Source organism: Stenotrophomonas sp. GD03777 (assembly GCF_029842485.1).
GTDB lineage: Bacteria > Pseudomonadota > Gammaproteobacteria > Xanthomonadales > Xanthomonadaceae > Stenotrophomonas > Stenotrophomonas sepilia.
In genome coordinates, this window is record NZ_JAOCGL010000006.1 from 23,704 (window position 1) to 46,787 (window position 23,084).

Consider the following 23,084-nt stretch of genomic DNA (forward strand, 5'->3'; position numbering starts at 1 on the left):
CTCTACCCCGGTATCACGGACGGTTCTAAAAGAGTTGTAACCTTCTGATCCTGCTTGGCGATCCTTCGCCGCACCCTTGGGTTGTGGCGTCGCTCGATGTAGTCAAACACATCCGCTCTTGCTGCACCCAGTGTGGGGTAGCTCGTTCGATGGTCCGCTCGCGCTTCAGCAGCCCAAAGTAGTCTTCGCAGGCCGCGTTGTCGCCGCAATGCCCCACAGCGCTCATTGAGCAGACCAGCCCGTTAGCCGCGAGATACCCCTGGTAGTCGCCGCTGCGGAACTGACTGCCACGACCCGAATGCAGGATCACCTCATCGCTTCCTTGCCGCTGCCACACCGCCATCTGCACCGCCCGGATCACCATCTGACGGTCCTGCCGAGCGTGCATTGACCAGCCCACAGTGCGCTGGTCGTACAGACCCAGCACGATGCACAGATACAGCTTGCCTTGCTGGGTCTTGATCTCGGTGATATCGGTCACCCACTTGATTTCCGGCTCCAGCGCGAGAAAGTCGCGTTCAAGCAGGTTGACCACGCCCGGCGGCGTCACGGCCGGGCTGCCACGCGTCCTGCGACGCTTCCGCCGGGGCCAGCCCTGCAGGCCGTCGGCCGCCATCAGGCGCACGACGCGGTTCAAGCTGGCACTTTCGCCCTCCTCAGCCAGGTCTTCGCGCATGCGGCCAGCCCCCCAACGTACCGCGGCTGTCTTCGTGCAGTTCGCGCATCCGTACCACCAGGCGCTCACTGTCGACCTGCCGGGCGCCGGTGCCCCCGAAGGCGATAGCCCCCGGGATGTGTGCCTCGCGTTTCCAGCGGGTCAGCAGGGGGTCGCGGATCCCCAGCTCCCGGGCCACCTGGGCGCAGCTGACGCCGGGCTGGCTCGCCTGCTCAACCGCTCCGCGCTTGAACTCGGCACTGAACTTCCTACGCTTTGACATCAACACTCCTTATGGCCTGGATCGGCCTTCTCGTAAGTGCCCGTGAGAACGGGGTGAACCCCCTCGCTCCCAGCCCCACGCCACCATCGCCTTGCCCCAGAATTCCTTCCCGTTCTCGGTCCGGAGCACCTGCGGAACACCTGCTGCAGGCCTCGGGGTAGTGCCAGCCGGTCCAGCACCCGTGCCACGCCGTAGCCGGAAATAGCCCACTCCACCTCAATCGCCACCGCCTCGTGCGTGGCATCGTCGATGGTGGTCAGGTGCTATAATTTACTATCAGGCTCGGAGTAATCCTTGTCCAAAACAGCTCAGCGCCGGCACGCGCTCCTTGAGGCTACCGCCTCGCTCCGTCTGGAAGGCCTCCCCATTTCACAGCTTGATGACGATCTTTACGCAGCAACCGTTGATGGACAGCGCGTTGGGCAGATGCGCGATTTGGTATTGATGCGTATACGCGCCGAATTGGCATCCAAGACAAGGCCTGCTCCCCGATAGGTGCGGCATGTCGATCTGTCTAACCGGATGAGTTGGCGCGGTTCATGCCGCCCAGACTCAGGCCTCGAAGTTCGGATGAGACTCGGCGTGAGCCGTTGCTCCAGAATTTTTTGGACCGCCATCGGTCTGGGTCCGCCGTGACGAATCCGTGGGGATATCTTCTTGGTGTGCCAACGCCATAAGTCGATCAGAACGCACAAACTCTACCCCGGGGTGTGTCGCGCTGGCTCGGTCAGTGTAGTTCCTTGCGCTCGCCATGCCCGGATCGACGTGCAGGGTTGTTCCCTCTACCGTTGCACGGCTTGCACATCTCCCACTCGCCGAGGCGAAGCCAGCCGCCGGTTCCACCGCACATCGCACACTCCTCTTCTTCGTCCGCTGGACCGCATTGCTCCTCCACGGACTTGAATTGATTACTCATCTCCGATGCTCTCCATACTGGAAGTTGATAACTTCTCGCGCCTACTGTGCGTCCATTGCCGACGAATCCCGCTGGTGGAGACACAGAAGGTGCTGAGCTAGTTTGCCGCAAATGCTGAGGCACCGTCTGCGCGCTAATTAGCCACGAATGGGTCGACGTGGTCCCGCTTTAAACCTCTGGGCTCGGAGCCTAAATCGTTTGGCGGCTGGCTCAACTACTCGAGTCATCTTTGGTCGAGCACAGCATTGCGCCTTTTGCTCGTTCCAGGGCCCGCGAACTATGAATAGCCGACCTAGTTGCTGCCTCTGCGTCTGCCAACGACACCCGCGCTGCTTTCGCGGCCTGCCTGGCAACCTTTCGAGCATCGCACGGGGCGAAAGGGCTCTGACTGTTCTGCCCAATCATACGCAAGGCGAGTACAAAGGCGCGATCTCGATGCAGTCGTGATTGATACCCCCCCTGACGTTGGTACGCGGCCTCGTAGTCTTCGTAGACGTCCACGCACATCTCGCGGGCAAAATCTCTGTTGATCTTCATGCTCCTTAAGACGAATCTCATCGGAGGCACGTACCGCTCTCCGCATTTGCTCAGTATCTCGCGTATGCACTGCCCAAACGCCACGACTTTGGTGCCATGCCTCCCGCCAGGGAACTCCAGTGCCTGATACCCTGACCACAGGTCAATCAGGGGACGCGAAGCAGCTGCGACAGGATCAAGTAGCATCTGCGGAATCGTGATCCCCTGCAGCGCGGATAGGTTCACTAGCGTTCTAAGAGTGACCCGTCCACGTATAGCGTTGGAGCGCAAGCGTGCCATCGCCGCGCGAAGCGTGGCCGGCTGGTTCGGCTGGTCAAGACTTATCTCAATGAGACCGCGTACGAAGCGCTCGTACTGCTCGTACGGTATTTGCGGCTGTCCTGGAGTCGCGCAAAGCGCGATCAATCCGGCAAGCGCATGTTCGGCCCATGTGTGGTGACTAGGTAGGGCAGCCAACTTGCCTAGCCCCGCTAAGCCTTGACCACAGCGGTAGCAATGGCGGCGCCGTCGATAGTCTCGCCCAGTCGGCTGGAAGGAACTGCAGGCCCGACAAGCTGCTTCCAAAGCGCAACGATGGACCGGGCAGCTCTGTTGCACATCAACCATCCAAATTAGGGGCTCGTAGGAGTGTTCTTCATCCCACTCCAGGAAGCATTGTGGGCACCAACGTTGCCGCTTGGTGTCGCGCCCCACGCCGGTCACCGCCAACAGGTCATCAACAACCCAGAACGTGCCGTGCCGTATGTGTTCGACGCCAGCTAACCGCTCAAGGTGCTCGACTCGACGCTTGAATTGCCTTCCAGGGCCGCAGAACCCGCTGGCTCCCATGGCCTGGGCGCGCTGCAGGATTCCTCCTGCGGAGCGAATAGGAGGACAGAGGGCCCGAACAGTCCCCCCCACTGTCCATGCAAGCCTCGCAACATAATGCTCGGCTGACTCCACCAGCCCTGTCCCCAGGCCCATGAGAGCGAGTGGAGGCAGGATGCTCCAACGGAACTTACTCGAGTCAGTGCTCACTATGTGCCTTACCTCAGGTTGGGGATCCCCAGCGCGCCTTCACGTGTTCTGATCGTTCAGTGACACTGCCGGCAACCATGCTCATCTCGAAGGCGTCGATGTCCCGCCATAGGTTTCGAAGATCCTCACTTCCGTAGTAGGAGATCTCAATGTGTCGCTTGAGAATTCTGTTGCATCCCTCTTGCTTCGCGGCAATCTCGGCCCGCCCCAGCAATTCAACCACCTCAGCGAATACACCGCCGGTAGCGGCGAGGATATCGTTGGCCATCCGGATTAGGAGGTCATCCTGCGAAAGCTCGTAGCGGGCGGACAAAGACTTGAGCAGGCGAAGGAATGGCAGTTTGTCGTCCCGACGCTTATCACTGTATGGAGGTACCCAAACGGTTGTAACGCGGCGTCGCAACTCGGAGTTGATCGACCACAATTGCGTGGCTTTGTGCACGCCAGTCATGACGAACATCACGCCTGTGGCTTCAGCTATCGCCATCAGATGGAGGGTGTGATCAGCCGGGGACTTGTCCCTGTGGTTGACCAATAGCGCTGTGACCTGATCGATTGATACATACTTGCAACCACGCGCTTTTAAGCTTCGCTGCACCATTCCCCAATACTCGCCTTCCGTCTGCCTTGTTCGCGCGAAGGACTCCCACTCCGATGCTGCAGTGGCAAGCTCGCGTCCAATTTCCAATTTGGCGTCCTCCCCGAGATAGCTTCCATCCAGTAGCCATGCCAACGTTGGCGCGTGCAGCTCCTGAAGAATAGAGACAGCGAGCTGACGGGAACTGAAGTACGCGCCGTGAGGAAGTGTGGCGAATGTTTCGACCAATGGTATCCGCCCAAGTCCCCAGCATGCAGGCCTTCCAAACATCTCCTGCATCACCGAGCGCCTCATCGTTGTCTTACCCACGCCGGATGGTCCAATAATGAACACCATATGCCCAGGACGATGCTGGTCAAGCGCCATCCGCAAGCGCTTGCGTGGGCCCTCGTAGGCTGGGTGCTGAACCATCTTCATCAGTAATCCTCCCGTTCATCGAACGGGACGATGTCCTGTGCGATCGTCGGTGGCACTGTTTCAATATCGAGACTCTCATTGGTGCTGGTCATCGGTTCGGGGGCAAGGTGCTCTGTTGCAGGCCTTGCCGCCTGGGCTTGCACTCGGCGCGAATAGCGAGCACGGGCGACTTGCTCTTTCCTTCTTGCCGATTGTGAACGCAGCGTGGGTGACCAGAGTAAGTGGAACAGTCGTTCCTGATCCGACAACGACGAATCGCTCTGTACCCTGTTGTGGAATGCCTTGAGCCAGGTTCCACGAACCTTGACGTAGATCACACTCGGATCACAGCAATCGCTGCGAACTTCGCTGGCATTCTCTGTTCGCAGTGCCCCTAGGAGCTCATCGCTGGTGAACCAACCATCAGCGGTGCGTACGCCGCGCTGTCGATCAATTCGCTTTCTAGTTTCCACCTTGATCGAGGTTCTGATTAGAAACTCATCGCCCCATTCGCATTGCGTTCCGACAGCGCCGTAGGCCGCGAGCGCCTCAACCCTCTTCTCAGCTGGCGTTTTATCATCTGGCCCCGGTGTCATAGGAAGGTCGTGATAGACGAACTTCAGGAACTCCTCGTGCACACGGACAAAGTCCGTCCTCGCATTGTTTCGGCTCTTGAATCTGCCGTCGACCTTACGTCCCATCTGATCGGGGCGCGTGCTTCCCGGGAATCGCTGTGCTACTTGTTCGTTGACCTGCTTGATGGCGTTCTCAGCAATGCCGTTCCAGGCGCTGCCTGCAGTTGGGGAGAACCTTAGACTGATCTCGCCATGGCAGAAATCTTGTAGCCAGCGGGAAGTGTTCTCCGGCCCTCGATCCAGATGGATCAACTTGGGCAGGAAGCCCTGCCTTTTGACGTACTCACGCATAAGCAATGCCAAGGCGTCGGTTCTTGCTGAGCCAAATACCAATGCATGAGCCATCGGATAGCCCGTCGCTCCGTCTATGCCGATATAGAACTTTGCTTTGCTTGCTGGGAAGCAGTGAATCAGGTTCGGAGCGCAGCGAACATCCAGATCCGACGAATCTACGTGCAGTGTGTGGCCATATCCGATCGGAGGTAGCGAGCGATGGCGAGGATCGGTGCGTGTACGCGTCGCGTGGTAGGCGCGAAAGCCGCCCGTGGATAGCGCATGGCGTGTTGGGCTCTCGCTTCTTCGTCTGGCATCCAGTCGGCCCCTACCGCAAGGCTCAACTCCTAACCGAAGGCACTCCTCTTCGAACACATAGAGCAAGTCCTTCGGTCTATGTACCCTTCCGGTGTTCCAGTGCAGCGCGATGACGGTCTCTATGGCTTGCTCGTGTTCCGGAAGCAGGCGCGATGCTCGGTTTCCGCTAAAGGCATATTTGGTAAGACAAGCCGAAAGCGCGGATCTTCCTTCTGCAACAGCCTTTCGAACCTGTCGCTGCAGAGCGCCCATCCGTCGTGTTGCGGGCAGACTTCCGGCCTCAATCAGCGCAAGCCTACTGAGTCGCTGGTGTGCCCGCTGGAGGTCTGTAGCGGTTGCCACCAGTAATGGATCGTCCACAGCTGGTTGCGACTGAGCTTTGACAATGGCTCCAAGCAGTAGCTCGTCCGCCTCCTTGGCCTGCTCCTTCGTGCCATACAGATGGAAGCGGTCAGTCCTGGCCGCGGGAGTGCTCTGCCATGGACCGAAGGCCGCCGATCTTCCCAGCATCCAAAGCGCTAGGCGCGGTGTGAAGCCGGGCACCTCGGCAAGGAGACTGTCCAGCAGAAGGGGGCGCTTGGCGATTAGCCTAACTGCCTTGGCTACTGCGGTAGTTTCATGTTGCTGAAGGGCATCACCGGCTACCGCGTAGCAGGCTTCAAGGTTCTGGAGGTACACACCGGTTGGAGTGGGCGGCACCCAGACTCTGAACGCCAGGCCATGCTGCTGCGCCCATTGGGCGTAGGGGGAATAGGTCCACACCGCGTCCTGCTTGACCCAAAGGGAGTCCGGAAGCGCCAGTTGGCCCTCCAGCCACGATAGCGGCTTGCACTCCACTAGTTCTACGTGGTCCCTACGAAATACAAGAAAATCTACATGTGCAGTGCTGATGTGATTGCGCCCGGACGCCGTGGTTCGCTGCACGCGGCGGCATGGTACTTGTACGTAGTAGCCCAGCACCTCGGGGTCAAGCTCAAGCTCATAGGCAAAGACCAACTCGCACGTGTGGCTTTCAACTGTTCGCGCACTACCGTTCTTGATTGAGTTGTGTCTAACACAAACGTTTCTCAGCGCCGCCTTGCCTACGGTCTTGGTTCCGCTGCCGGCAATCATGTTCTCGAGCTGCCGAATACTGAGCTCACTTGCTTTTATGCGGGTGTAAAGCTGGTGACGGCCTTCAGACGATAAGCCACCAAATTGTGGGTCTGTGGACATGCCGATTCCTCATGCGCACCCCACGGGAGCACCGTCCAAGAGGCCTGGGCGAGCCCACCAGCCGAGTCGGACATAGGCGCCCGTGACAGGCCTGCGCAGGCTTGACAGGGGAGTCAGGGAAGGGGAAAGTATCGGCCAGACCTGCAAAGTCGCCGACCCAAAAACCCGTGAGTCCTACCTCACGGGTTTTCTCTTTCCAACTTCCGGCAAGGGAAGTTCAGATTGGGGCTAGGTCATGGGCTGCCTGCCTCCCTCGGAGATTGAGGTGCCTGAGATCGAAGGTATGCGCTGACATCGGCGGCGTGAGCGAACCAGCCGCGACGACCTTGTGGACGAAACAGCGTCACGGGCAAACGACCTGTGGCGCTTGCCCGCCTAAGTGCTGCCGGGCTATTGAACCCGAGCAGTCGCGACAGGTCTTTGGCCGGCACTAGCCCGCCATAGGTTTGCGCCACCCAAGCCACAGACAATGCATCCGGCTCTTTACTTGGTAGGCTCACGTACGCTCCAGTGATGCTAGGTTCCAGGTAACCCTAGCGCTCTACCGGAGCCTTTTCATCCAGCAAAACTACCCTTCCAACGTCTACTTTTTTTGGAGGTTTCCGATGGGGGAGTTGCACGAAGCTTGCCAAGCACTCCAAGCGATGCAGTGCTCAGGTTTAGGTCGTCCTGCCTGTGATGCATCGGACAGGCTGCACTCCAGGATTCTCTGGAATACATGGTCTATGGTGGAAGGCGGTGAGGAAGAGCTGAGGGCGCGCTATGTTCTCCGGCGCCACAGCCTAGATGGTCCGTTAATGATGCGCAGCGATGAGTTCAGTGCATATCGACAAGGATTGCGGTCACTATCACCTAGGCGGCGCAAGCACCTTGCTCTGCAGCATCCCCAGCTTGAGGAGGTGGTTAAGTGGCCCTTTGCAGCCCTCAGCCATCGAGAGTGGGATATGAAGACACTTGTTGGATGGCATCGCCTATTTACGTCCAGCGCCGGACTACTCGGAAACCGCTATTCATTTCCGGGCGATAGGACCAGTGCTGATGAGAACCGCATGCCTGTGATGGCATATGACTTGGATGGCCTTTACCAACGAGGTGACATCTATGGCTTTCTCATGCTGGTGTGCACGTATCGGCTGTTCCACTTGCAGCGGTTGGCTGATCGCCAGTGGTATGCGGCAGCCCACATGATTCGAGCACTGTCTGGAGCATGCAGAGATCCCAGAGTGCGTCCATACGCCCATGAGTTGATCGCACAGACGAAGCAACTCCTTCGCCTGCTGCCGGACACGAGCTTTCCAATTCACGTTAATGACGACGTGATCTGGGATCAGATCCGGAGCGACGTCCACGAGCCCTCCTACTTGATGAGGCGTGCTGCTGAAAGGCGTGGCGTTCACATCCCAGAGCCTGTGAGCCCAATCATCTCCTACCGATACCAAAAGTGCGCCCCTCATCAACAGCCTTTGCTGTTCGCGCGTAACGGGTAGTCTTCTGATCCGACCAGGCCAAAGATCTGCGGCCGGGGCCGGGAGGTTGGGAGGTTGGGAGTATCCGCGATCGCCTTCTATCCGAAAAATACCCTCTGGCAATGGGCTATAGGCTGATCCAAATCCAGCTTTCGAAACGCATCCATCGCTGCGGCATTCACCACCGAGGGAGCCTTGTTCTCGTAAATCCAGCACATTGCCTGCATCAATTGGCCGTGGCTAAACACGACCACCTGCTCATGCTCGGAATAGGATTCAAGAATGCGTAGCGCTCGCTCAGCGCGGGCAATGAGCTGGGCAAATGACTCGGCACCAGGTCCATCCACATAGTTGGGATCGCAACGGGACCAGTAGCCCTCTACCCACTGCTTGCGGTCTGCCGCCGAGGTGCCCACGCACCGCTCGGGCGACAGATAAGTGAACTCATGGACGTCCAGGGGCTCAGCGACCATCTTGAAGCGCTCGGCGAGTGGCTGTGACGTCTGCCTAGTCCGGAGGAATGGTGAGGTAAAGATGCGGTCAGGCGCAGCCGACCAGGTCATAGCCAATGCGCGAGCCTGCTCCTCCCCTGCGGCAGTAAGGGCAATGGATTCGGGATCGGCGGTTACAAACCCCGCATTAGCCATGCTTTGCGCATGCCTAACTACCACTAGCATTTTCCCTCTCCCCCTGTTCTGTTTGTCTTCTGGGCAGGTGCCTGCTGCCCGTCTCGGATGCACCCTGACTCCGACGCATAGGCCCTCTTAAGCCAGTACGTAGTGCTGTTAGGCCGCCTCCCATTGTCGCAGTGGTTCTGGACCATTGTCTGCTGCGGCGGGCTACGCTCGTTTGCCTCGCACCACACAAACTTTGCCACTCAAGGGGGGACGAAGCACGGTCCAAACCCCAACAGGCTGCACAGACTTTGGGGTTCCGGTTGGCACCTACTTTGGTGATGGGATCAGAAAGGGATCTGACCGCATGCGCTGCGGGGTCCGGGGTCGGATCCCTTTCCGCCTGGAAAGGGCTCTGACCCCTGCCGCAGGTCGAGCAGGCTCGACCACTACCGGGCGCGTGGCCGATTACAGCTTCATGTTCAGGCCGACGAACACGCTGCGGCCCGGCGCCGGCGAGAACATCGGGCGGGCGCTGTCCCAGAAGAAGCTGTCGTACCAGGCGTAGGCGTACTCGCGGCCGGTCACGTTCTTCAGCTGCAGGTCCACGCTGAAACGCGGGGTGAGCTGATAGGCAGCACTGAGGTCGAGCACGGCGAAACCACCGAACTTGCCGGCCACGTTGCGTTCTTCCAGGTAGTAATCGCCCTGTGCACGTGCCTGCAGGCCCAACCGCAGCGCATCACGGGCGCGGTAATCCACGCCCAGGTTGCTGATATGGCGCGGGGTGGCGGCCACTTCGCGGCCCTGCAGTGAAATGCTGGCATCGCGGTCGTCGCGGGTGATCTTCGCTTCCTGGTAGGCGTGCGACGCCCACACCGTCCAGTCTTCGCCCAGCTGCAGGCTCAGCTGCGCATCCACGCCGCGCCGGCGGGTCTTGCCCAGGGTGACCGTGGTGCCGGTGGCCGGCATGTTGGACACCTCGTTTTCCGCGTCCTGCTGCCACACCGCCAGGCGTGCCTGGCTGCCGGCAAACGGCTGGAATTTCAGGCCCAGCTCCATGCCGGTGTTGGTGGACGGCTGCATCGGTGCCTGCCCCGGGGTGAGGTAGGCCGGTGCGGTGGAGCCGGTCAGTACCTGGAAGGTGCGGCCCCAGTTTGCGTAGACATGGGTGGTCTGGCCCAGGGTGTGGATGATGCTCAGCTTGGGCTGGCCGATGCTGCCGTAATCCTGCAGGCGGCCGCTGAGGCCGTTCATCAGGTGGGTGCGGCCACTGAAACGGTCGACGCGGTAGGCCGGCACGATCTTCCAGGCCTCGACGGGCTGGTAGACGGCCTGCACGTAGGCGCCCCAGTTGTCGAAGCTGTGGCGATCATTGTTCTGCACCCGCGCGGGGGGCTGGCTGAAATCGGTGGGTTCAGCGTAGGCGTAGCGCTCGCGGAGGTAGCCGTTGTCCTGCTGCTCGTAGTTCAGGCCACCCTCGACGGTGAGCGTGGGGCTGGCCTGCCAGGTGAGCGTGCTGAGCAGGCCATGCTGCCGCTCGTCCCATACGCGGCGCTGGCGCGGCAGGTTGCCGGTGGGGAGATCGCTGAAGGTCACGCGACGGTCGTCTTCGTAGCGGTTGTAGTACAGGCGGGTGCCGAAGGTGATTGCGTCGGACAGTTTCATGTCCAGGTGCACGGCAAGCTGGCGCATGTCGCGGTCATCGCCATCGTTGCCGTTGCGCAGGTCGCTGCCACGGCGGTGCGTGCGCAGCTCGTCGGCGGTCATGAAGCCGGGTTCGTCGGCTTCGTGGTGGTACGCACGGGCGGTCAGACCCACGCGCAGGCCGTCGTCCAGCGAGCCGTAGAACCACTTGCCGCCCAGCGAATATTTCTTCGAGGTGTCGTGGTCGCGGTAGCCGTCGCTGGCCTGGGTGCCGACGAAATAGTTCTGCGCGAAGCCATTGGCTTCACGGCCGACTGCCAGCTGCGCATCGCGGGTGTTATAGCTGCCGTAGGCCAGGCGCGCATCGGTGTAGCTGCCACCCTGGCGCGTACCGAAGTTCACGTTGCCGCCGATGCTGTGCAGGCCATAGCGCGGATCGTTGGTACCGCGCACTACTTCGATGTAGCTGATGTCCAGCGGGAACAGCATGTCGATGAAGCGCTGGTTGCCGCTGTTGACGTTGCTGGGGATGCCGTCGATCAGCGTCTTGATGGCGTTGAGGTAGCCCTCGCCGTTGAAGGCGCGGAAGCTGACCTTGCCCGATTCGGCGCCCTGCCGGGTTTCGGTGAGCTGGATGCCGGGCATCTGCCCGAGCAATTCCCAGCTGTGCGAGACGTTGCGGTTTTCGATCTGGTCTGCACCCAGCACGTCCACCGAGGTCAGCACCTGGTGCGCACTGAGCTGGCCTTCGCCGTGCTGGTGTACCTGCACCTTTCCGAGAGTGAGCGCGGCGTCGGCCGACTGTGCGAAGGCTTCAGGGGCGAACGGTGCGGCCGCGAGGGCGGCCACCAGGGTGGGAGTCTTCATGGAAAGGGGCGGTTGCGATGAAATGTAATCATATAACATTTCACGTGCCCACTTTTGCAGCGTCGAGCAAGGCTCGGCACTACAAGGGCGGGTGCCGGGGGGATTACACCGGGTAACCGGTGGCTTCCCGTGCCTTCTTCCAGGCGGCTTCGAATTCACGCGCGGAGATTTCGTCGTCCTCCTCGAAATCCAGGAACGACACTGGCTGGTCGGCCAGCAGGAAGCGGTCGTCGCTGTGGGCATGCTCGTCGGCCCAGACCATCTTGGTGCCGTAGATTTCCACCTGCCGCACGATCTTCTCGCCACGGGCTTCCATCAGCACGTTGCCCTTGCCCAGGCCCGATTCGGCCCAGTGCTTGTAGTACTTCTTTGCGGCGGATTTCGCGCCGGATTTTGCGGTGTGCTTTGCGTAGGTCATTGCAGGAGCCCTGGCCGCAGGCGCGGCCGGAAAGTACGAAATGGCGCCATTATCAGGCATCCGGGGTCAGAGCCCTTTCCTTTGGAAGGGATCCGACCCCTGCTGGTTCAGTTCGGCAGGGGCACGCCCTTTGGCCACAGCATCCAGATGTTGCCCTTCTGCTTCATGTCGCCAGCCAGCTTGCCGGCGGCATCGCCGCTGCCCCAGTACAGGTCGGCGCGCACTTCACCGGCGATGGCGCCGCCGGTGAAGTGCGCGGCCACCGGGCGCACCACCGGGCTACCGTCCGGGCGCGTGGTGGATAGCCACAGCAGGCTGCCCAGTGGCACCACGGTGCGATCCACCGCCACGCTGTAGCCGGCGGTGAGCGGCACATTCAGTGAACCGCGCGGGCCTTCCGGGCTGTCCGGGGTGCGCACGAAGAACACGTAGCTGGGATTGCTGCGCAGCAGTTCCGGCACGCGCGCGGGGTTGGCCCGTGCCCAGGTGCGGATGGCGTCCATGGTGACGTCTTCCTTCTTCAGCTGGCCCTGGTCCACCAGCCAACGGCCGATCGCACGGTAGGGGTGGCCGTTCTGTTCCGCGTAGGCCAGCCGCACCTGCTTGCCATCGGCCAGGCGCACGCGGCCGGACCCCTGGATCTGCAGCAGCTGCAGGTCCATCGGGTCGGTCAGCCAGGCCAGCACCGGCGCCTTGGCGCCCTTGGCCGCGATGGTGCCGGCGTCGTCATAGGGCTTGAGTACTTTGCCTTCGACGCGCCCGCGCAGGCGCTTGCCCTTCAGTTCCGGGTAGAGGCTCTCCAGCTGCACCACCACCAGATCATCCGGCGTGCCGTACACCGGCACCGTGGCCTTATCGGTACGGGTAAGACTGCCGGGGTAGATCGGCTCGTAGTAGCCGGTAATCAGCCCGTCGGCCTGATGGCCACCGGCACGTAGCGCGTAGGCATCGAGATCGCGCTGCAGGAACTGGCGGATCGCGGCCGGGTCCTTGTCGGATACCGCGGCGGCGGTGGCGCAGGGTTTGGCCCAGACAGCGTCGTTCTTCAGGCGGGCGCAGCTGCTGCGCCAAGCCACGAAGCCGGCCTGCAGATCAGCATCGGAGACCACTGGCAGGGCTTTCCAGTCGACCTTGGCGTAGGTGGCCGCCGGCGGCGAGGTCGGCGTGGGCGCTTCGGAGCCTGCGCGCGGAGCGGTGGTGGAGCAGCCTGCGAGCACCACCGCTGCCAACAGGGTCCAGTGCGTGCGCTTGAAGAAGGTAGCGGAATCGATCATGCCGCCATGGTGGAGTGCCGGCCGCTGGGCGGCAACCCAGCGCGAGGTCAAGCGTTCATGCGCGGGGTCACGGCATCTGCAGCAGCAACGAATGCAGAATACGGGCGTCCTCGGCATCCAGCGTCTTCGGCAGGTCGTCGCGGCCACGGAACCGGCGGTGGAAGGCGGCGACGGTGGCGTCGCGGTTGTCGAGCGGATAACCGAAGCGGGCCAGCGCATTCCACCCATCGAAGCCTTCCGGTGCGGCACCATCGGCCGCGCGCGGCCACACGCCGAACCCGGCCTCGGCCAGCTGCTGCCATGGGAAGAAGCGGCTCGGATCCTGCTTGCGCGTCGGCGCCAGGTCGGCATGGCCGATCACCTGGCGCGGCGGGATGTTCAGGCGCGTGGTGAGGTCGCGCAGCAGCACGATCAGCGATTCGATCTGTGCCGCACTGAACGGGCTGCGGCCATCGTTGTCGAGTTCGATGCCGATCGAGGCCGAATTGAGATCGGTGATGGTGCCCCAGCGCCCGGCCCCGGCGTGCCAGGCACGGCGCTCATCGGCGACCAGCTGGTAACGATGGCCATCGGCGCCGATCAGGTAGTGCGCACTGACCGGTCCACCGCTGTTGGCGGTGCGCAACGTATGCAGGCTCTGCTGCACCGACTTCTGCTCGGTGTGGTGGATGACGATGATGACCGGCGTGCGCGCGTTCTGGTTGGGTGACGGCACCCAGGTGGCGAGCGGGTTGCGGGTTTCCTGCGGCGTGGAGGCGCAGGCGGCCACCAGCAGGCAGGCCGAGAGCATCAGGGACGTGCGGATCGGGTGCATGGCCCGATTGTGCGCGATCAGGCCCGATGATGCATGCCGCCGTGCCAACCAAGCTTGGCACCCACCAGAGAGGATGCGGTAGATCCACGCCATGCGTGGATGCGCCACTCCGGCCGTGCCGACCAACGGTCGGCACCCACCAGAGCAGGAGCAGTGCCAGGCAAGCCTGGCACCGACCAAACGCAAAAGGCGGCCCCGCAGGGCCGCCCGTCATGCATCAGGCCTCGTAGGCAGACTCGCCGTGCGAAGTCACATCCAGGCCGGTGCGTTCGGCCTCTTCGGTCACGCGCAGGCCGACCACGACCTTGACCACCAGCAGGATGACCGCGGTCACCACCGCCGACCACAGTACGGTCAGGCCGACGCTGACCACCTGCACCCACACCTGATGGGCGATATCCAGATCGGCCTTGGTACCGCCCAGCGACTGTGCACTGAACACGCCGGTGAGAATCGCGCCGACGATGCCGCCGACACCATGCACACCGAACACGTCGGCCGTGTCGTCCACTTTGAGCAGGCGCTTGAGGCCGGTCACGCCCCACACGCAGACCACGCCGGCGACGAAGCCGATCACGATCGCGCCAAGCGGGCCGACCGTGCCGCAGGCCGGGGTGATGCCGACCAGGCCGGCCACCGCACCCGAGGCCGCGCCCAGTGCCGACGGCTTGCCCTTGCCGATCGCTTCCACCAGCGTCCAGCCGAGCACCGCGGCAGCGGTGGCCAGCACGGTGTTGAGGAAGGCCAGCGAGGCCACCGTATCGGCGGCGGCGGCGGAACCAGCATTGAAGCCGAACCAGCCCACCCACAGCAGCATGGCGCCGATGTAGGTAAACGGTACGTTGTGCGGCTTCAGCGCGGTCTGGCCGTAGCCCAGGCGCTTGCCGACGAACCACGCGCCGACCAGGCCGGCCACGCCCGCGTTGATATGGACCACGGTGCCACCGGCGAAGTCGATCGCGCCCAGTTCACCCAGGTAACCGCCACCCCAGACGATGTGTGCCATCGGGATGTAGCTGAGGGTGAACCACAGTGCCGAGAACAGCAGTACCGCACGGAACTTGATGCGCTCGGCAAAGGCTCCGACGATCAGCGCGGTGGTGATGCCGGCGAAGGTCGACTGGAAGGCGACGAACAGGTAGTCCGGCAGGCCCTTGATCGGCGTGTTGCCCACCGAGTCGGGCGTGAAGCCCTTGAGGAAGGCGAATTCGGTGAACGAACCGAAGAATGGATTGCCCGCACTGAACACCGCGCTGTAGCCGTAGGCCACCCACAGCAGCAGCACCAGCGAGAACACCACCAGGATCTGGCTGAGCACCGACAGCACATTCTTCGAACGCACCAGTCCGCCGTAGAACAGGGCCAGACCGGGCACCACCATCAGCAGCACCAGCAACGTGGAGGTAAGCATCCAGGCGACGTCGCCACGATCATAGGCGGCGGCCGCTTCGGCCACGGCCGGCGCAGCGGCGGTGGCGGCCGGATCGTGCAGCGGCTCCACCGCCACGGTTTCGCTCGGCAGCGGCGACACCTGTGCCTGGGCATGGGCGCTGCCCGGCCACGCACCGGCGGCCAGCGCGCTGAGCAGCATCAACAGGCACACCAGGTGGAACCGGGCTTGCCACCCGGTGAGAAGGCGCATCTTCATTGGGGGAGTCTCCGGAAGGGGGTTACAGCGCGTCGGCACCGATTTCGCCGGTGCGGATGCGGATGACCTGTTCGACGGCGGTGACGAAGATCTTGCCGTCACCGATCTTGCCGGTGCCTGCCGACGACTGGATCGCTTCGATCACCGCGTCGGCACGCTCGTCGGTGACCACCGTTTCGATCTTGATCTTGGGCAGGAAATCGACGACGTACTCGGCGCCGCGATACAGCTCGGTGTGGCCCTTCTGGCGACCGAAACCTTTCACTTCGGTCACAGTGATGCCCGACACGCCTGCATCGGACAGGGCCTCGCGGACCTCGTCGAGCTTGAACGGTCGGATGATGGCGGAGATCAGTTTCATGCGCATGTCCCGAGGGTGGATGGGGCCAGCGCGCCAGCGCGCGTTGGCATCAGGCAACCACGGGTCATCAGGTGATGACCGTGGCTGTTGCACCGGACACGTACAGGGCCGGGACGGCCGTGCCTCTCTCCTTGCACGACCGACGCGGGAGGGAGGGCGGCCCTGGTCGCGTATCCGGTCTCTCTTGCCCCTGTTTCAGCGGACCGGCAGTCCGCTGTACTGCAGCGGGCCAGCGACCCGCTCTACAACGGCGGGCCTGCGCCCGCCTTGCGGCTCCCCAGCCGCGAGAACGGAAGCGATGGCGGCGGGTGGGAGGGGGGACCCACCGCCATCGCGCCCGGTCAGCTGGCGTAGTACAGCTGGTATTCCAGCGGGTGGGTGGCCGCGCGGAACTTGGTCACTTCCTGCATCTTCAGCGCGATGTAGCCGTCGATGAAGTCATCGCTCATCACGCCGCCGGCCTTGAGGAACTCGCGGTCCTTGTCCAGCGCTTCCAGCGCCTGGTCCAGCGAGGAGCAGACCTGCGGGATCAGCTTCTCTTCCTCCGGCGGCAGGTCGTACAGGTCCTTGTCGCTCGGTGCACCCGGGTCGATCTGGTTCTTGATGCCGTCCAGGCCGGCCATCATCAGCGCGGTGAAGGTCAGGTAGCCGGACTGGATCGGATCCGGGAAGCGCATTTCGATGCGGCGCGCCTTCGGGTTGGACACCCACGGAATGCGGCACGAGGCCGAACGGTTGCGGGCCGAATAGGCCAGCATCACCGGCGCCTCGAAGCCCGGCACCAGGCGCTTGTAGCTGTTGGTGCCCGAATTGGCGAAGGCATTGATGGCCTTGGCGTGCTTGAAGATGCCGCCGATGTACCACAGCGCCAGCTGGCTCAGGCCACCGTAGCCGTCACCGGAGAACAGGTTGGTGCCGCCCTTGGACAGCGACTGGTGCACATGCATGCCGCTGCCGTTGTCGCCGACGATCGGCTTGGGCATGAAGGTGACGGTCTTGCCGTTGCGGTGCGCGACGTTCTTGATGACGTACTTCATGCGCAGCAGCTCGTCGGCCTTCTGCACCAGGGTGCTGAACTTGGTGCCGATCTCGCACTGGCCCGCAGTGGCCACTTCGTGGTGCTGCACTTCCACTTCGATGCCGACCTGTTCCAGGGTCTTGCACATTTCCGCGCGCAGGTCGTGCAGGGTGTCGGTCGGCGGGACGGGGAAGTAGCCGCCCTTCACGCCCGGACGGTAGCCGCTGTTGGCGCCGTCATACTTGGCGCCGCTGTTCCACGCCGCTTCTTCCGAGTCGACCTTGAAGAAGGTGTTGCCCATTTCGTTGGCGAAACGGACCGAGTCGAAGATGAAGAACTCCGGCTCCGGGCCGAAAAACGCGGTTTCGGCGATGCCGGAGGACTTCAGGTAGGCCTCGGCACGCTTGGCGATGCCGCGCGGGCAGCGGCCATAGGCCTGCATGGTGGCCGGATCGAGGATGTCGCAGCTGATCACGATGGTCGGATCGGCGTAGAACGGATCGACGTACGCGCTGGACGGGTCCGGCAGCAGCACCATGTCCGATTCGTTGATGCCCTTCCAGCCGGCGATCGAGCTGCCGTCGAACATCTTGCCTTCTTCGAACAGCGACGGTTCGACGATGCTGACCGGGAAGGTGACGTGCTGCTCGACGCCACGCATGTCCACGAAACGCAGATCGACGAACTCGATCTGGTTGTCCTTGATCAGCTTCTCAACGTTTTCCACGGACATCGGTACGACCTCGGATGGGGATGAATGCCTGCTGAGGTACAGCAATGACCGTGCCAACTTTTTGATTCCCGCAAGTTGTTGATTTCAATATGGCTGCTCCGCGCCGGTGCAGAACGGTGCGCACCAAACCGGTGCACCCGCCATCAGACGCACCCGTTTGGTGCAGCAGGGATCGTCTATCCTCTCGACCTCCTTCCTTCCGCCGCCCGTGCCCGCACCGTCCATGTCCGACCTGCTCTCCGCCCTGCTGCTGGGCATCCTCGAAGGCTTGACCGAATTCCTGCCGATCTCCAGCACCGGCCACCTGCTCATCGCCCAGCACTGGCTGGGTGCCCGCTCGGACTTCTTCAACATCGTCATCCAGGCCGGCGCGATCGTGGCCGTGGTGCTGGTGTTCCGCCAGCGCCTGCTGCAGCTGGCCACCGGCTTGAACCAACGCGAGAACCGTGAGTACGTGTTCAAGCTGGGCGCTGCGTTCCTGGTCACCGCCGTGGTCGGCCTGGTGGTGCGCAAGGCCGGCTGGTCGCTGCCGGAGACGGTCAGCCCGGTAGCCTGGGCACTGATCATCGGTGGCGTCTGGATGCTGCTGGTGGAGGCCTACACCGCGCGCCTGCCCGACCGCGACCAGGTGACCTGGATCGTGGCGATCGGCGTCGGCCTGGCGCAGGTGGTGGCGGGCGTGTTCCCCGGTACCTCGCGCTCGGCCTCGGCGATCTTCCTGGCCATGCTGCTGGGCCTGAGCCGCCGCGCCGCTGCCGCCGAGTTCGTGTTCCTGGTTGGCATTCCCACCATGTTCGCCGCCAGCGCCTACACCTTCCTGGAACTGGCCAGGGACGGGCAGCTGGGCAGCGAGAACTGGACCGAGGTGGGCGTGGCCTTCCTTGCCGCGGCCATCACCGGCTTCGTCGTAGTGAAGTGGCTGATGGGCTACATCAAGTCGCACCGGTTCACCGCCTTTGCGATCTACCGCATCGCGCTGGGCGCTGCGTTGCTGCTGTGGTTGCCCTCCGGCAGCTGAACAGCGCCGGCCGCACGGTAACCCCATTGCCGGCCCACCCCGTTTTCCCCACGGTTCCCCAAGGAGAATCACCATGAACCGCAAGCTCACCCTGCTCCTCCCGCTGGCCCTGATGGCCGCCTGCAGCCAGACCCCGGCCCCGGCCGGCAATGGCGGCGACGACGTGGCCCCGGCCGCGACCAAGGCAGCGGACCAGCAGACGCTGGCGCACCTGGATGCGCAGCGCCTGCAGAGCCAGCACTGGCTGCTGCAGCAGGCCACCGGCGCCGACGGCAAGCGCATCGACGCGCTGTTCGCCCGCGAAGACAAGCCGGTCACCCTGGACTTCGCTGATGGCCGCCTGTCGGTCAGCAACACCTGCAACCGCATGGGCGGCGGCTACACCCTGGCCGACGGCAAGCTGACGGTCAGTGCGATGGCCTCGACCATGATGGCCTGCACCGACAAGGCGCTGATGGCGCTGGACGAAGCCGTGTCGAGCCGCCTGCAGGGCGAACTGAAGGCCGAGCAGGATGCCGATGGCAAGCTGACCCTGACCAACGCCAAGGGCGACGTGCTGGTGTTCAACCCGGAACCGACCGCTGAAACCCGCTACGGCGGCGCCGGCGAAACCGTGTTCCTGGAAGTGGCCGCGAAGACCGAGAAGTGCTCGCACCCGCTGATCCCGGACTACCAGTGCCTGCAGGTGCGCGAAGTGAAGTTCGACGACAAGGGCCTGAAGCAGGGTGAGCCGGGCAAGTTCGAGAACTTCTACGGCAACATCGAGGGCTACACCCACGAAGACGGCGTGCGCAACGTGGTGCGCGTGAAGCGCTACGAAGTGAAGAACCCGCCGGCCGATGCGCCGTCGCAGGCGTATGTACTGGACATGGTGGTCGAGTCGGCCATCGAGAAGAAGTAAAACCACAGGAGGGCGGCCGCGAGGTCGCCCTTCTTCGTGGTGGGTAGAGCCGGCCGCTGGCCGGCTGCCTTGCGGAGCACCGCCAACACACGGATGTTGCCGGCCAACGGCCGGCACTACCCGCATGCATCAGGGAGATCGGCATGAAGCACGTCCCCGCCCTCATCATTGCCGCGCTGCTGGCCATGTCTACGGATGTGGCCGCTGCCAGCACGCCCACCACCGGGCAGCTCGAGGCACATCCGTGGCAACTCGCGCGCGCCACCGACGCGCAGGGCCGGCGCATTGATGCGTTGTTCGTGCGCGGTCGACCGCCCTACACGCTGCGCTTCCAACCCGGCTACATGAGCGAGTTGAACCTGTGCAACCAGTCAAGCAGCACCTATCACCTGCAAGGTGACCGGCTGGTTCTTGAGGGCGGCATCATCACCACAGCCGCTTGCATGCGGGCCGAGGTGGCCGAACAGGAACGTGTCGCCGGCACGCTGGTGAATGCACGCGCAGAGATGACGCTTGCGCTGGATGAGCGTGGCCGCCTGCTGCTGCGCAATGCGCACGGCGATGTGCTGGTGTTCGCGCCGGTAGCCGGTACGGACGAATGAAAAGGGCGGCCGCAGGGTCGCCCGTCTTCGTCAGCGGTAGAGCCGGCCGCTGGCCGGCTGCCACGGGCGAATGCAGCAGCACACGGGCGTTGCCGGCCAGCGGCCGGCACGACCCGTTATGCCGCCTCAGCCCAGCGCCGGATTCAACGTGTAGGTGCCGTGCAGTGCCGCTTCGGCCAGCACGTGGCCGTGCATGGTCCGGTAGGCGTCGGCGGCGGTAAAGCGTTCCGGCAGCTGCAGCGATGCCACGTCCAGCGCGAACACGCGGAAGAAGTAGCGGTGCACGCGCTCGTCGTTGAACGGCGGATAGGGGCCGTCGTAGCCCAGGTAGTCACCGGCCATGTCCGGGTTGCCGGCGAACCAGCCGGTGAAGTCGTTCAGGCCCTGGCGGCTGCCGGCCGGCCCGGCCGGCGTGGTCTTGCCCTTCACCACGAAGCCGTCGCTGCAGCTGCCTGCGGCAATCTCGCGCACCGAAGCCGGAATATCGGCCATCACCCAGTGCACGAAATCACAGCGGGGCTGGTCGCGCGGCACGCTCATGTCGGTGCGGCCGACCGTCTCCGGCACGGTCGGCACGTCCGGATCGACGCATACCAGCAGGAACGAACGGGTGCCCTCCGGCACATCGCTCCAGGCCAGGTGCGGATTGCGGTCCGGTGCGAAGCCCGCGGCATCGCCTGCGGCGAATTCGCGGTCGATCGGTGCACCGTTGGTCAGGCTGTGGCTGCTCAGTTGCATCGGCGTGTCCTCACTCTTCCGGGTAACCCAGGCGCACCGCGATCGGGGTGAGCTTGGCGAAGGCGGCGCTCATCACGTCGCGGTAGTTGCGCCAGTGGCCCGGCGGGAAGCGCGGCGCGCCCAGCTGCGCGGCCGGCGGCATCGGCCGCTCGAACAGTCGGCCCAGCAGTTCGGCCATCGCCTGCGGATCGTTGCCGATCTGGTCGATGCGCAGCAGCACCTGCGGGTACAGATCGTCCTCGTGCAAAGCGGCGACCTGGGCCAGCGCGCGCGCCAGCCATTCGCTGGCTTCGGCCAGCGAGGTCATCGCCAGCGGCGCGGCGGCACCATAGGCCACCCAGTCCAGCAGCATGTCGCGCGGGTCGCGCAGCACCACCAGCAGGCGGCCCTGCGGCAACTGCGGGCGCAGCGCCCACAGCAGCGCGTTGTCCCACCACAGCAGCCAGTCGATGATCGCGTCGTCCTGCACGCCGCGCGACGGCAGCTGTTCGCGCCAGCGCTGCACCAGCCGCTCCGGCGTCAGCACGCCCGAAGCGAGGTCCTGCAGCGTGTGGTAGTTCTGGAAGGCGTCGTCGGGTGCGTTGGAGGTATAGCGGTCGCTGCGCAGCACCGGGCTGGCCGCGGCCAGGCCGGTCGCCACGCGCTCCACGCCCGACCCTGGCGCGCCCCACAGGAAGATCGGCGCGGAGGTGGCATCGCCGTCGATCTCGCCCTTGTCCGGCCAGCTCGGCGGTGCCTTGGCCTGCGGCGGCAGCGGCAGGCGCTGCGGGGCCTGGTCGGCCTGCAGGGCCAGCCAGGTCTGCAGCGCATCTTCGTGCTGCCCGGCGCGATCCTGGATCTCACCCAGCCAGGTGCGCAGGTCGGCGCGGTGGCCTTCCGGTGCCATGCCGATCAGCGCCTGCACGCGGGCGACCGCAGCGGCCGGATCGCGCTGCAGCAGGCCTTCGACCAGGCGGGTTTCGCCGCTGACGCGGCCCGGTTCGAGGCTGACGATGCGCTCGGCGATCGCTTCGGCCTGGGCGTGTTCGCCCACCATGTCGTGCAGCCGCAGGCGCGCTTCCAGCGCCGGCAGGTGGCCCGGCATCGCGTCCATCCAGCGCTCGACCGTGGCGGCGGCGGTGGCACTGCCGACCTCCTCCACCGCCAGGCGTGCCAGCCACAGGTCGTGCAGCTGCGGGTGCTGCTCCAGGGCTGCATCCAGGCGGGCGCGGGCCTCGTCTTCGCGGCCCAGGCGCTGCCAGGACATCAGCAGCAGCTGCAGCACGTCGCGGTCATCAGGCAGCGATTCCAGCAACGGCAGCAGGTGCTCCAGCGCCTGCAGCGGCTGGCCGCTGCGCAGTGCCAGTTCGCCGGCCAGGCGGCGCATCGAAGGCGTATCCAGGCCTTCCTGCTGCAGCGCGATCTGCATCGCCTCTGCCGCAGCTTCCAGGTTGCCCTGGCGCATGGCCAGCTGCACCACCAGGCCATGCAATGAGGCGATGGTCGGGTTCAGTTCCAGCACGCGCCGGAACGCCTGCTCGGCGAAGGCCAGCATGTTCTTGCCCAGGTAGGCGAAGCCCAGTGCGTAAAGCACGCGGATGTCGTTGGGCAGGGCCTGGTTGGCGGCCGACAGCAGCGTCAGCGCGCGATCGGCATCATCGCGGCGCAGCGCGATCATGCCATCGATGGTCAGCAGCTCCGGGTGGTCCGGTTCGACACGCGAGGCCAGCGTGGACAGGCGCTGCGCTTCATCGAAATCGTTGCGACCGATCGCCAGGTGGGCCTGCATCAGGTACGCGGCGAATGCGTTCGGGTCCAGCCCGGTGGTGCGCGTCAGTGCTTCGCCTGCGCCGTCGAACTGGCGCAGGGCCAGCAGCAGGCCGGCGTGCTGCAGGTGCAGCTGGGCGTTGTCCGGGGCCAGCTGCAGCGCCTGCTGCAGGGCCTCCATCGCGTCCTCGGCCTTGCCCTGCTGCTGCAGCGCAAGCGCCAGCCAGCGGTGGGCCTCGGCCTGGCCGGGTTCATCACGGGTCCACGCCTGGGCCAGCTGCACGGCCCGGTCGGCCTCGTTCTGGCGCAACGCTTGGATGATCTGGTCTTGCATGGCGGTCCGGTTCAAGGGCAAACCCGCATTGTAGCGGCCTGC

General features: G+C 63.8%; 15 protein-coding genes and 2 pseudogenes. 3 read left to right on the plus strand and 14 right to left on the minus strand.

The genetic code is table 11. The features are described 5' to 3' along the window. Positions 1-2 precede the first annotated feature (2 nt). From N5E02_RS02950 to glnA, 12 genes and pseudogenes are all read right to left on the minus strand, one after another. Positions 3-938: pseudogene (locus N5E02_RS02950) on the minus strand (IS3 family transposase). Between the two features lie 75 nt (positions 939-1,013). After that, positions 1,014-1,189 (minus strand): annotated as a pseudogene (locus tag N5E02_RS02955) (IS3 family transposase); the annotation flags it as partial. Between the two features lie 2,232 nt (positions 1,190-3,421). Beyond that, positions 3,422-4,423, minus strand: coding sequence for an AAA family ATPase (locus N5E02_RS02960; RefSeq protein WP_279945811.1), 1,002 nt, complete (start codon positions 4,421-4,423; stop codon positions 3,422-3,424). Further along, positions 4,423-6,843 carry a transposase family protein gene (locus N5E02_RS02965; RefSeq protein WP_279702465.1) on the minus strand — a complete coding sequence of 807 codons (2,421 nt, stop codon included), beginning with the start codon at positions 6,841-6,843 and terminating at the stop codon, positions 4,423-4,425. The genes N5E02_RS02960 and N5E02_RS02965 overlap by 1 nt, the downstream gene beginning before the upstream one ends. Before the next feature lie 1,564 nt (positions 6,844-8,407). Beyond that, complete coding sequence (locus N5E02_RS02970; RefSeq protein ID WP_279702464.1) at positions 8,408-8,986, minus strand: histidine phosphatase family protein; 579 nt, start codon at positions 8,984-8,986, stop codon at positions 8,408-8,410. Positions 8,987-9,391: 405 nt separating this feature from the next. Continuing rightward, the gene (locus tag N5E02_RS02975) at positions 9,392-11,437 is read right to left on the minus strand and encodes a TonB-dependent receptor (RefSeq protein WP_279945812.1); all 2,046 of its coding nucleotides are present in this window, start codon (positions 11,435-11,437) and stop codon (positions 9,392-9,394) included. 103 nt (positions 11,438-11,540) lie between these two features. Further along, positions 11,541-11,855, minus strand: a complete 315-nt coding sequence (locus tag N5E02_RS02980; RefSeq protein ID WP_262090526.1) for a hypothetical protein — start codon at positions 11,853-11,855, stop codon at positions 11,541-11,543. Between the two features lie 107 nt (positions 11,856-11,962). Next, positions 11,963-13,129, minus strand: a complete 1,167-nt coding sequence (locus N5E02_RS02985; protein ID WP_279945813.1) for an MltA domain-containing protein — start codon at positions 13,127-13,129, stop codon at positions 11,963-11,965. Positions 13,130-13,196: 67 nt separating this feature from the next. Beyond that, positions 13,197-13,943, minus strand: coding sequence for an N-acetylmuramoyl-L-alanine amidase (locus tag N5E02_RS02990; protein WP_235649685.1), 747 nt, complete (start codon positions 13,941-13,943; stop codon positions 13,197-13,199). A gap of 217 nt (positions 13,944-14,160) precedes the next feature. After that, positions 14,161-15,591: an ammonium transporter gene (gene amt / locus N5E02_RS02995; protein ID WP_235649684.1), complete on the minus strand. Its 1,431-nt coding sequence runs from the start codon at positions 15,589-15,591 to the stop codon at positions 14,161-14,163. A gap of 22 nt (positions 15,592-15,613) precedes the next feature. After that, complete coding sequence (locus tag N5E02_RS03000) at positions 15,614-15,952, minus strand: P-II family nitrogen regulator (RefSeq protein ID WP_004134334.1); 339 nt, start codon at positions 15,950-15,952, stop codon at positions 15,614-15,616. A gap of 341 nt (positions 15,953-16,293) precedes the next feature. Next, complete coding sequence (gene glnA / locus N5E02_RS03005; RefSeq protein WP_005420964.1) at positions 16,294-17,703, minus strand: type I glutamate--ammonia ligase; 1,410 nt, start codon at positions 17,701-17,703, stop codon at positions 16,294-16,296. A 223-nt stretch (positions 17,704-17,926) separates the two neighbouring features. Here glnA and N5E02_RS03010 point away from each other — a divergent pair, with 223 nt between their 5' ends. The 3 genes from N5E02_RS03010 (at position 17,927) to N5E02_RS03020 (ending at position 20,224) form a co-directional block, all read left to right on the plus strand. Next, the gene (locus N5E02_RS03010; protein WP_139726579.1) at positions 17,927-18,721 is read left to right on the plus strand and encodes an undecaprenyl-diphosphate phosphatase; all 795 of its coding nucleotides are present in this window, start codon (positions 17,927-17,929) and stop codon (positions 18,719-18,721) included. A 73-nt stretch (positions 18,722-18,794) separates the two neighbouring features. Next, entirely contained in the window at positions 18,795-19,622 is an 828-nt protein-coding gene (locus N5E02_RS03015; protein WP_065185550.1) for an META and DUF4377 domain-containing protein, read from the plus strand. 143 nt (positions 19,623-19,765) lie between these two features. Next, positions 19,766-20,224 carry an META domain-containing protein gene (locus N5E02_RS03020; protein ID WP_065185549.1) on the plus strand — a complete coding sequence of 153 codons (459 nt, stop codon included), beginning with the start codon at positions 19,766-19,768 and terminating at the stop codon, positions 20,222-20,224. Between the two features lie 126 nt (positions 20,225-20,350). On the opposite strand, the gene N5E02_RS03025 is transcribed toward N5E02_RS03020, so the two are convergent. After that, positions 20,351-20,962 (minus strand): YbhB/YbcL family Raf kinase inhibitor-like protein, encoded by a 612-nt coding sequence (locus N5E02_RS03025; RefSeq protein WP_065185548.1) that lies wholly within the window; start codon positions 20,960-20,962, stop codon positions 20,351-20,353. A 10-nt stretch (positions 20,963-20,972) separates the two neighbouring features. Beyond that, a complete protein-coding gene (locus tag N5E02_RS03030; protein WP_065185547.1) occupies positions 20,973-23,042 on the minus strand; it encodes a tetratricopeptide repeat protein in 2,070 nt (689 codons plus the stop codon). Positions 23,043-23,084 lie beyond the last annotated feature (42 nt).

Bases quoted from the DNA above. Each gene is read 5' to 3' on its own strand.
- N5E02_RS03025 (WP_065185548.1), bottom strand. From the start codon at position 20,962: ATGCAACTGAGCAGCCACAGCCTGACCAACGGTGCACCGATCGACCGC.
- N5E02_RS02980 (WP_262090526.1), bottom strand. From the start codon at position 11,855: ATGACCTACGCAAAGCACACCGCAAAATCCGGCGCGAAATCCGCCGCA.
- N5E02_RS02990 (WP_235649685.1), bottom strand. From the start codon at position 13,943: ATGCACCCGATCCGCACGTCCCTGATGCTCTCGGCCTGCCTGCTGGTG.
- N5E02_RS02960 (WP_279945811.1), bottom strand. From the start codon at position 4,423: ATGAAGATGGTTCAGCACCCAGCCTACGAGGGCCCACGCAAGCGCTTG.
- N5E02_RS02970 (WP_279702464.1), bottom strand. From the start codon at position 8,986: ATGCTAGTGGTAGTTAGGCATGCGCAAAGCATGGCTAATGCGGGGTTT.
- amt (WP_235649684.1), bottom strand. From the start codon at position 15,591: ATGAAGATGCGCCTTCTCACCGGGTGGCAAGCCCGGTTCCACCTGGTG.
- N5E02_RS03000 (WP_004134334.1), bottom strand. From the start codon at position 15,952: ATGAAACTGATCTCCGCCATCATCCGACCGTTCAAGCTCGACGAGGTC.
- N5E02_RS03015 (WP_065185550.1), top strand. From the start codon at position 18,795: ATGAACCGCAAGCTCACCCTGCTCCTCCCGCTGGCCCTGATGGCCGCC.
- glnA (WP_005420964.1), bottom strand. From the start codon at position 17,703: ATGTCCGTGGAAAACGTTGAGAAGCTGATCAAGGACAACCAGATCGAG.
- N5E02_RS03020 (WP_065185549.1), top strand. From the start codon at position 19,766: ATGAAGCACGTCCCCGCCCTCATCATTGCCGCGCTGCTGGCCATGTCT.
- N5E02_RS03030 (WP_065185547.1), bottom strand. From the start codon at position 23,042: ATGCAAGACCAGATCATCCAAGCGTTGCGCCAGAACGAGGCCGACCGG.
- N5E02_RS02985 (WP_279945813.1), bottom strand. From the start codon at position 13,129: ATGATCGATTCCGCTACCTTCTTCAAGCGCACGCACTGGACCCTGTTG.
- N5E02_RS02965 (WP_279702465.1), bottom strand. From the start codon at position 6,843: ATGTCCACAGACCCACAATTTGGTGGCTTATCGTCTGAAGGCCGTCAC.
- N5E02_RS03010 (WP_139726579.1), top strand. From the start codon at position 17,927: ATGTCCGACCTGCTCTCCGCCCTGCTGCTGGGCATCCTCGAAGGCTTG.
- N5E02_RS02975 (WP_279945812.1), bottom strand. From the start codon at position 11,437: ATGAAGACTCCCACCCTGGTGGCCGCCCTCGCGGCCGCACCGTTCGCC.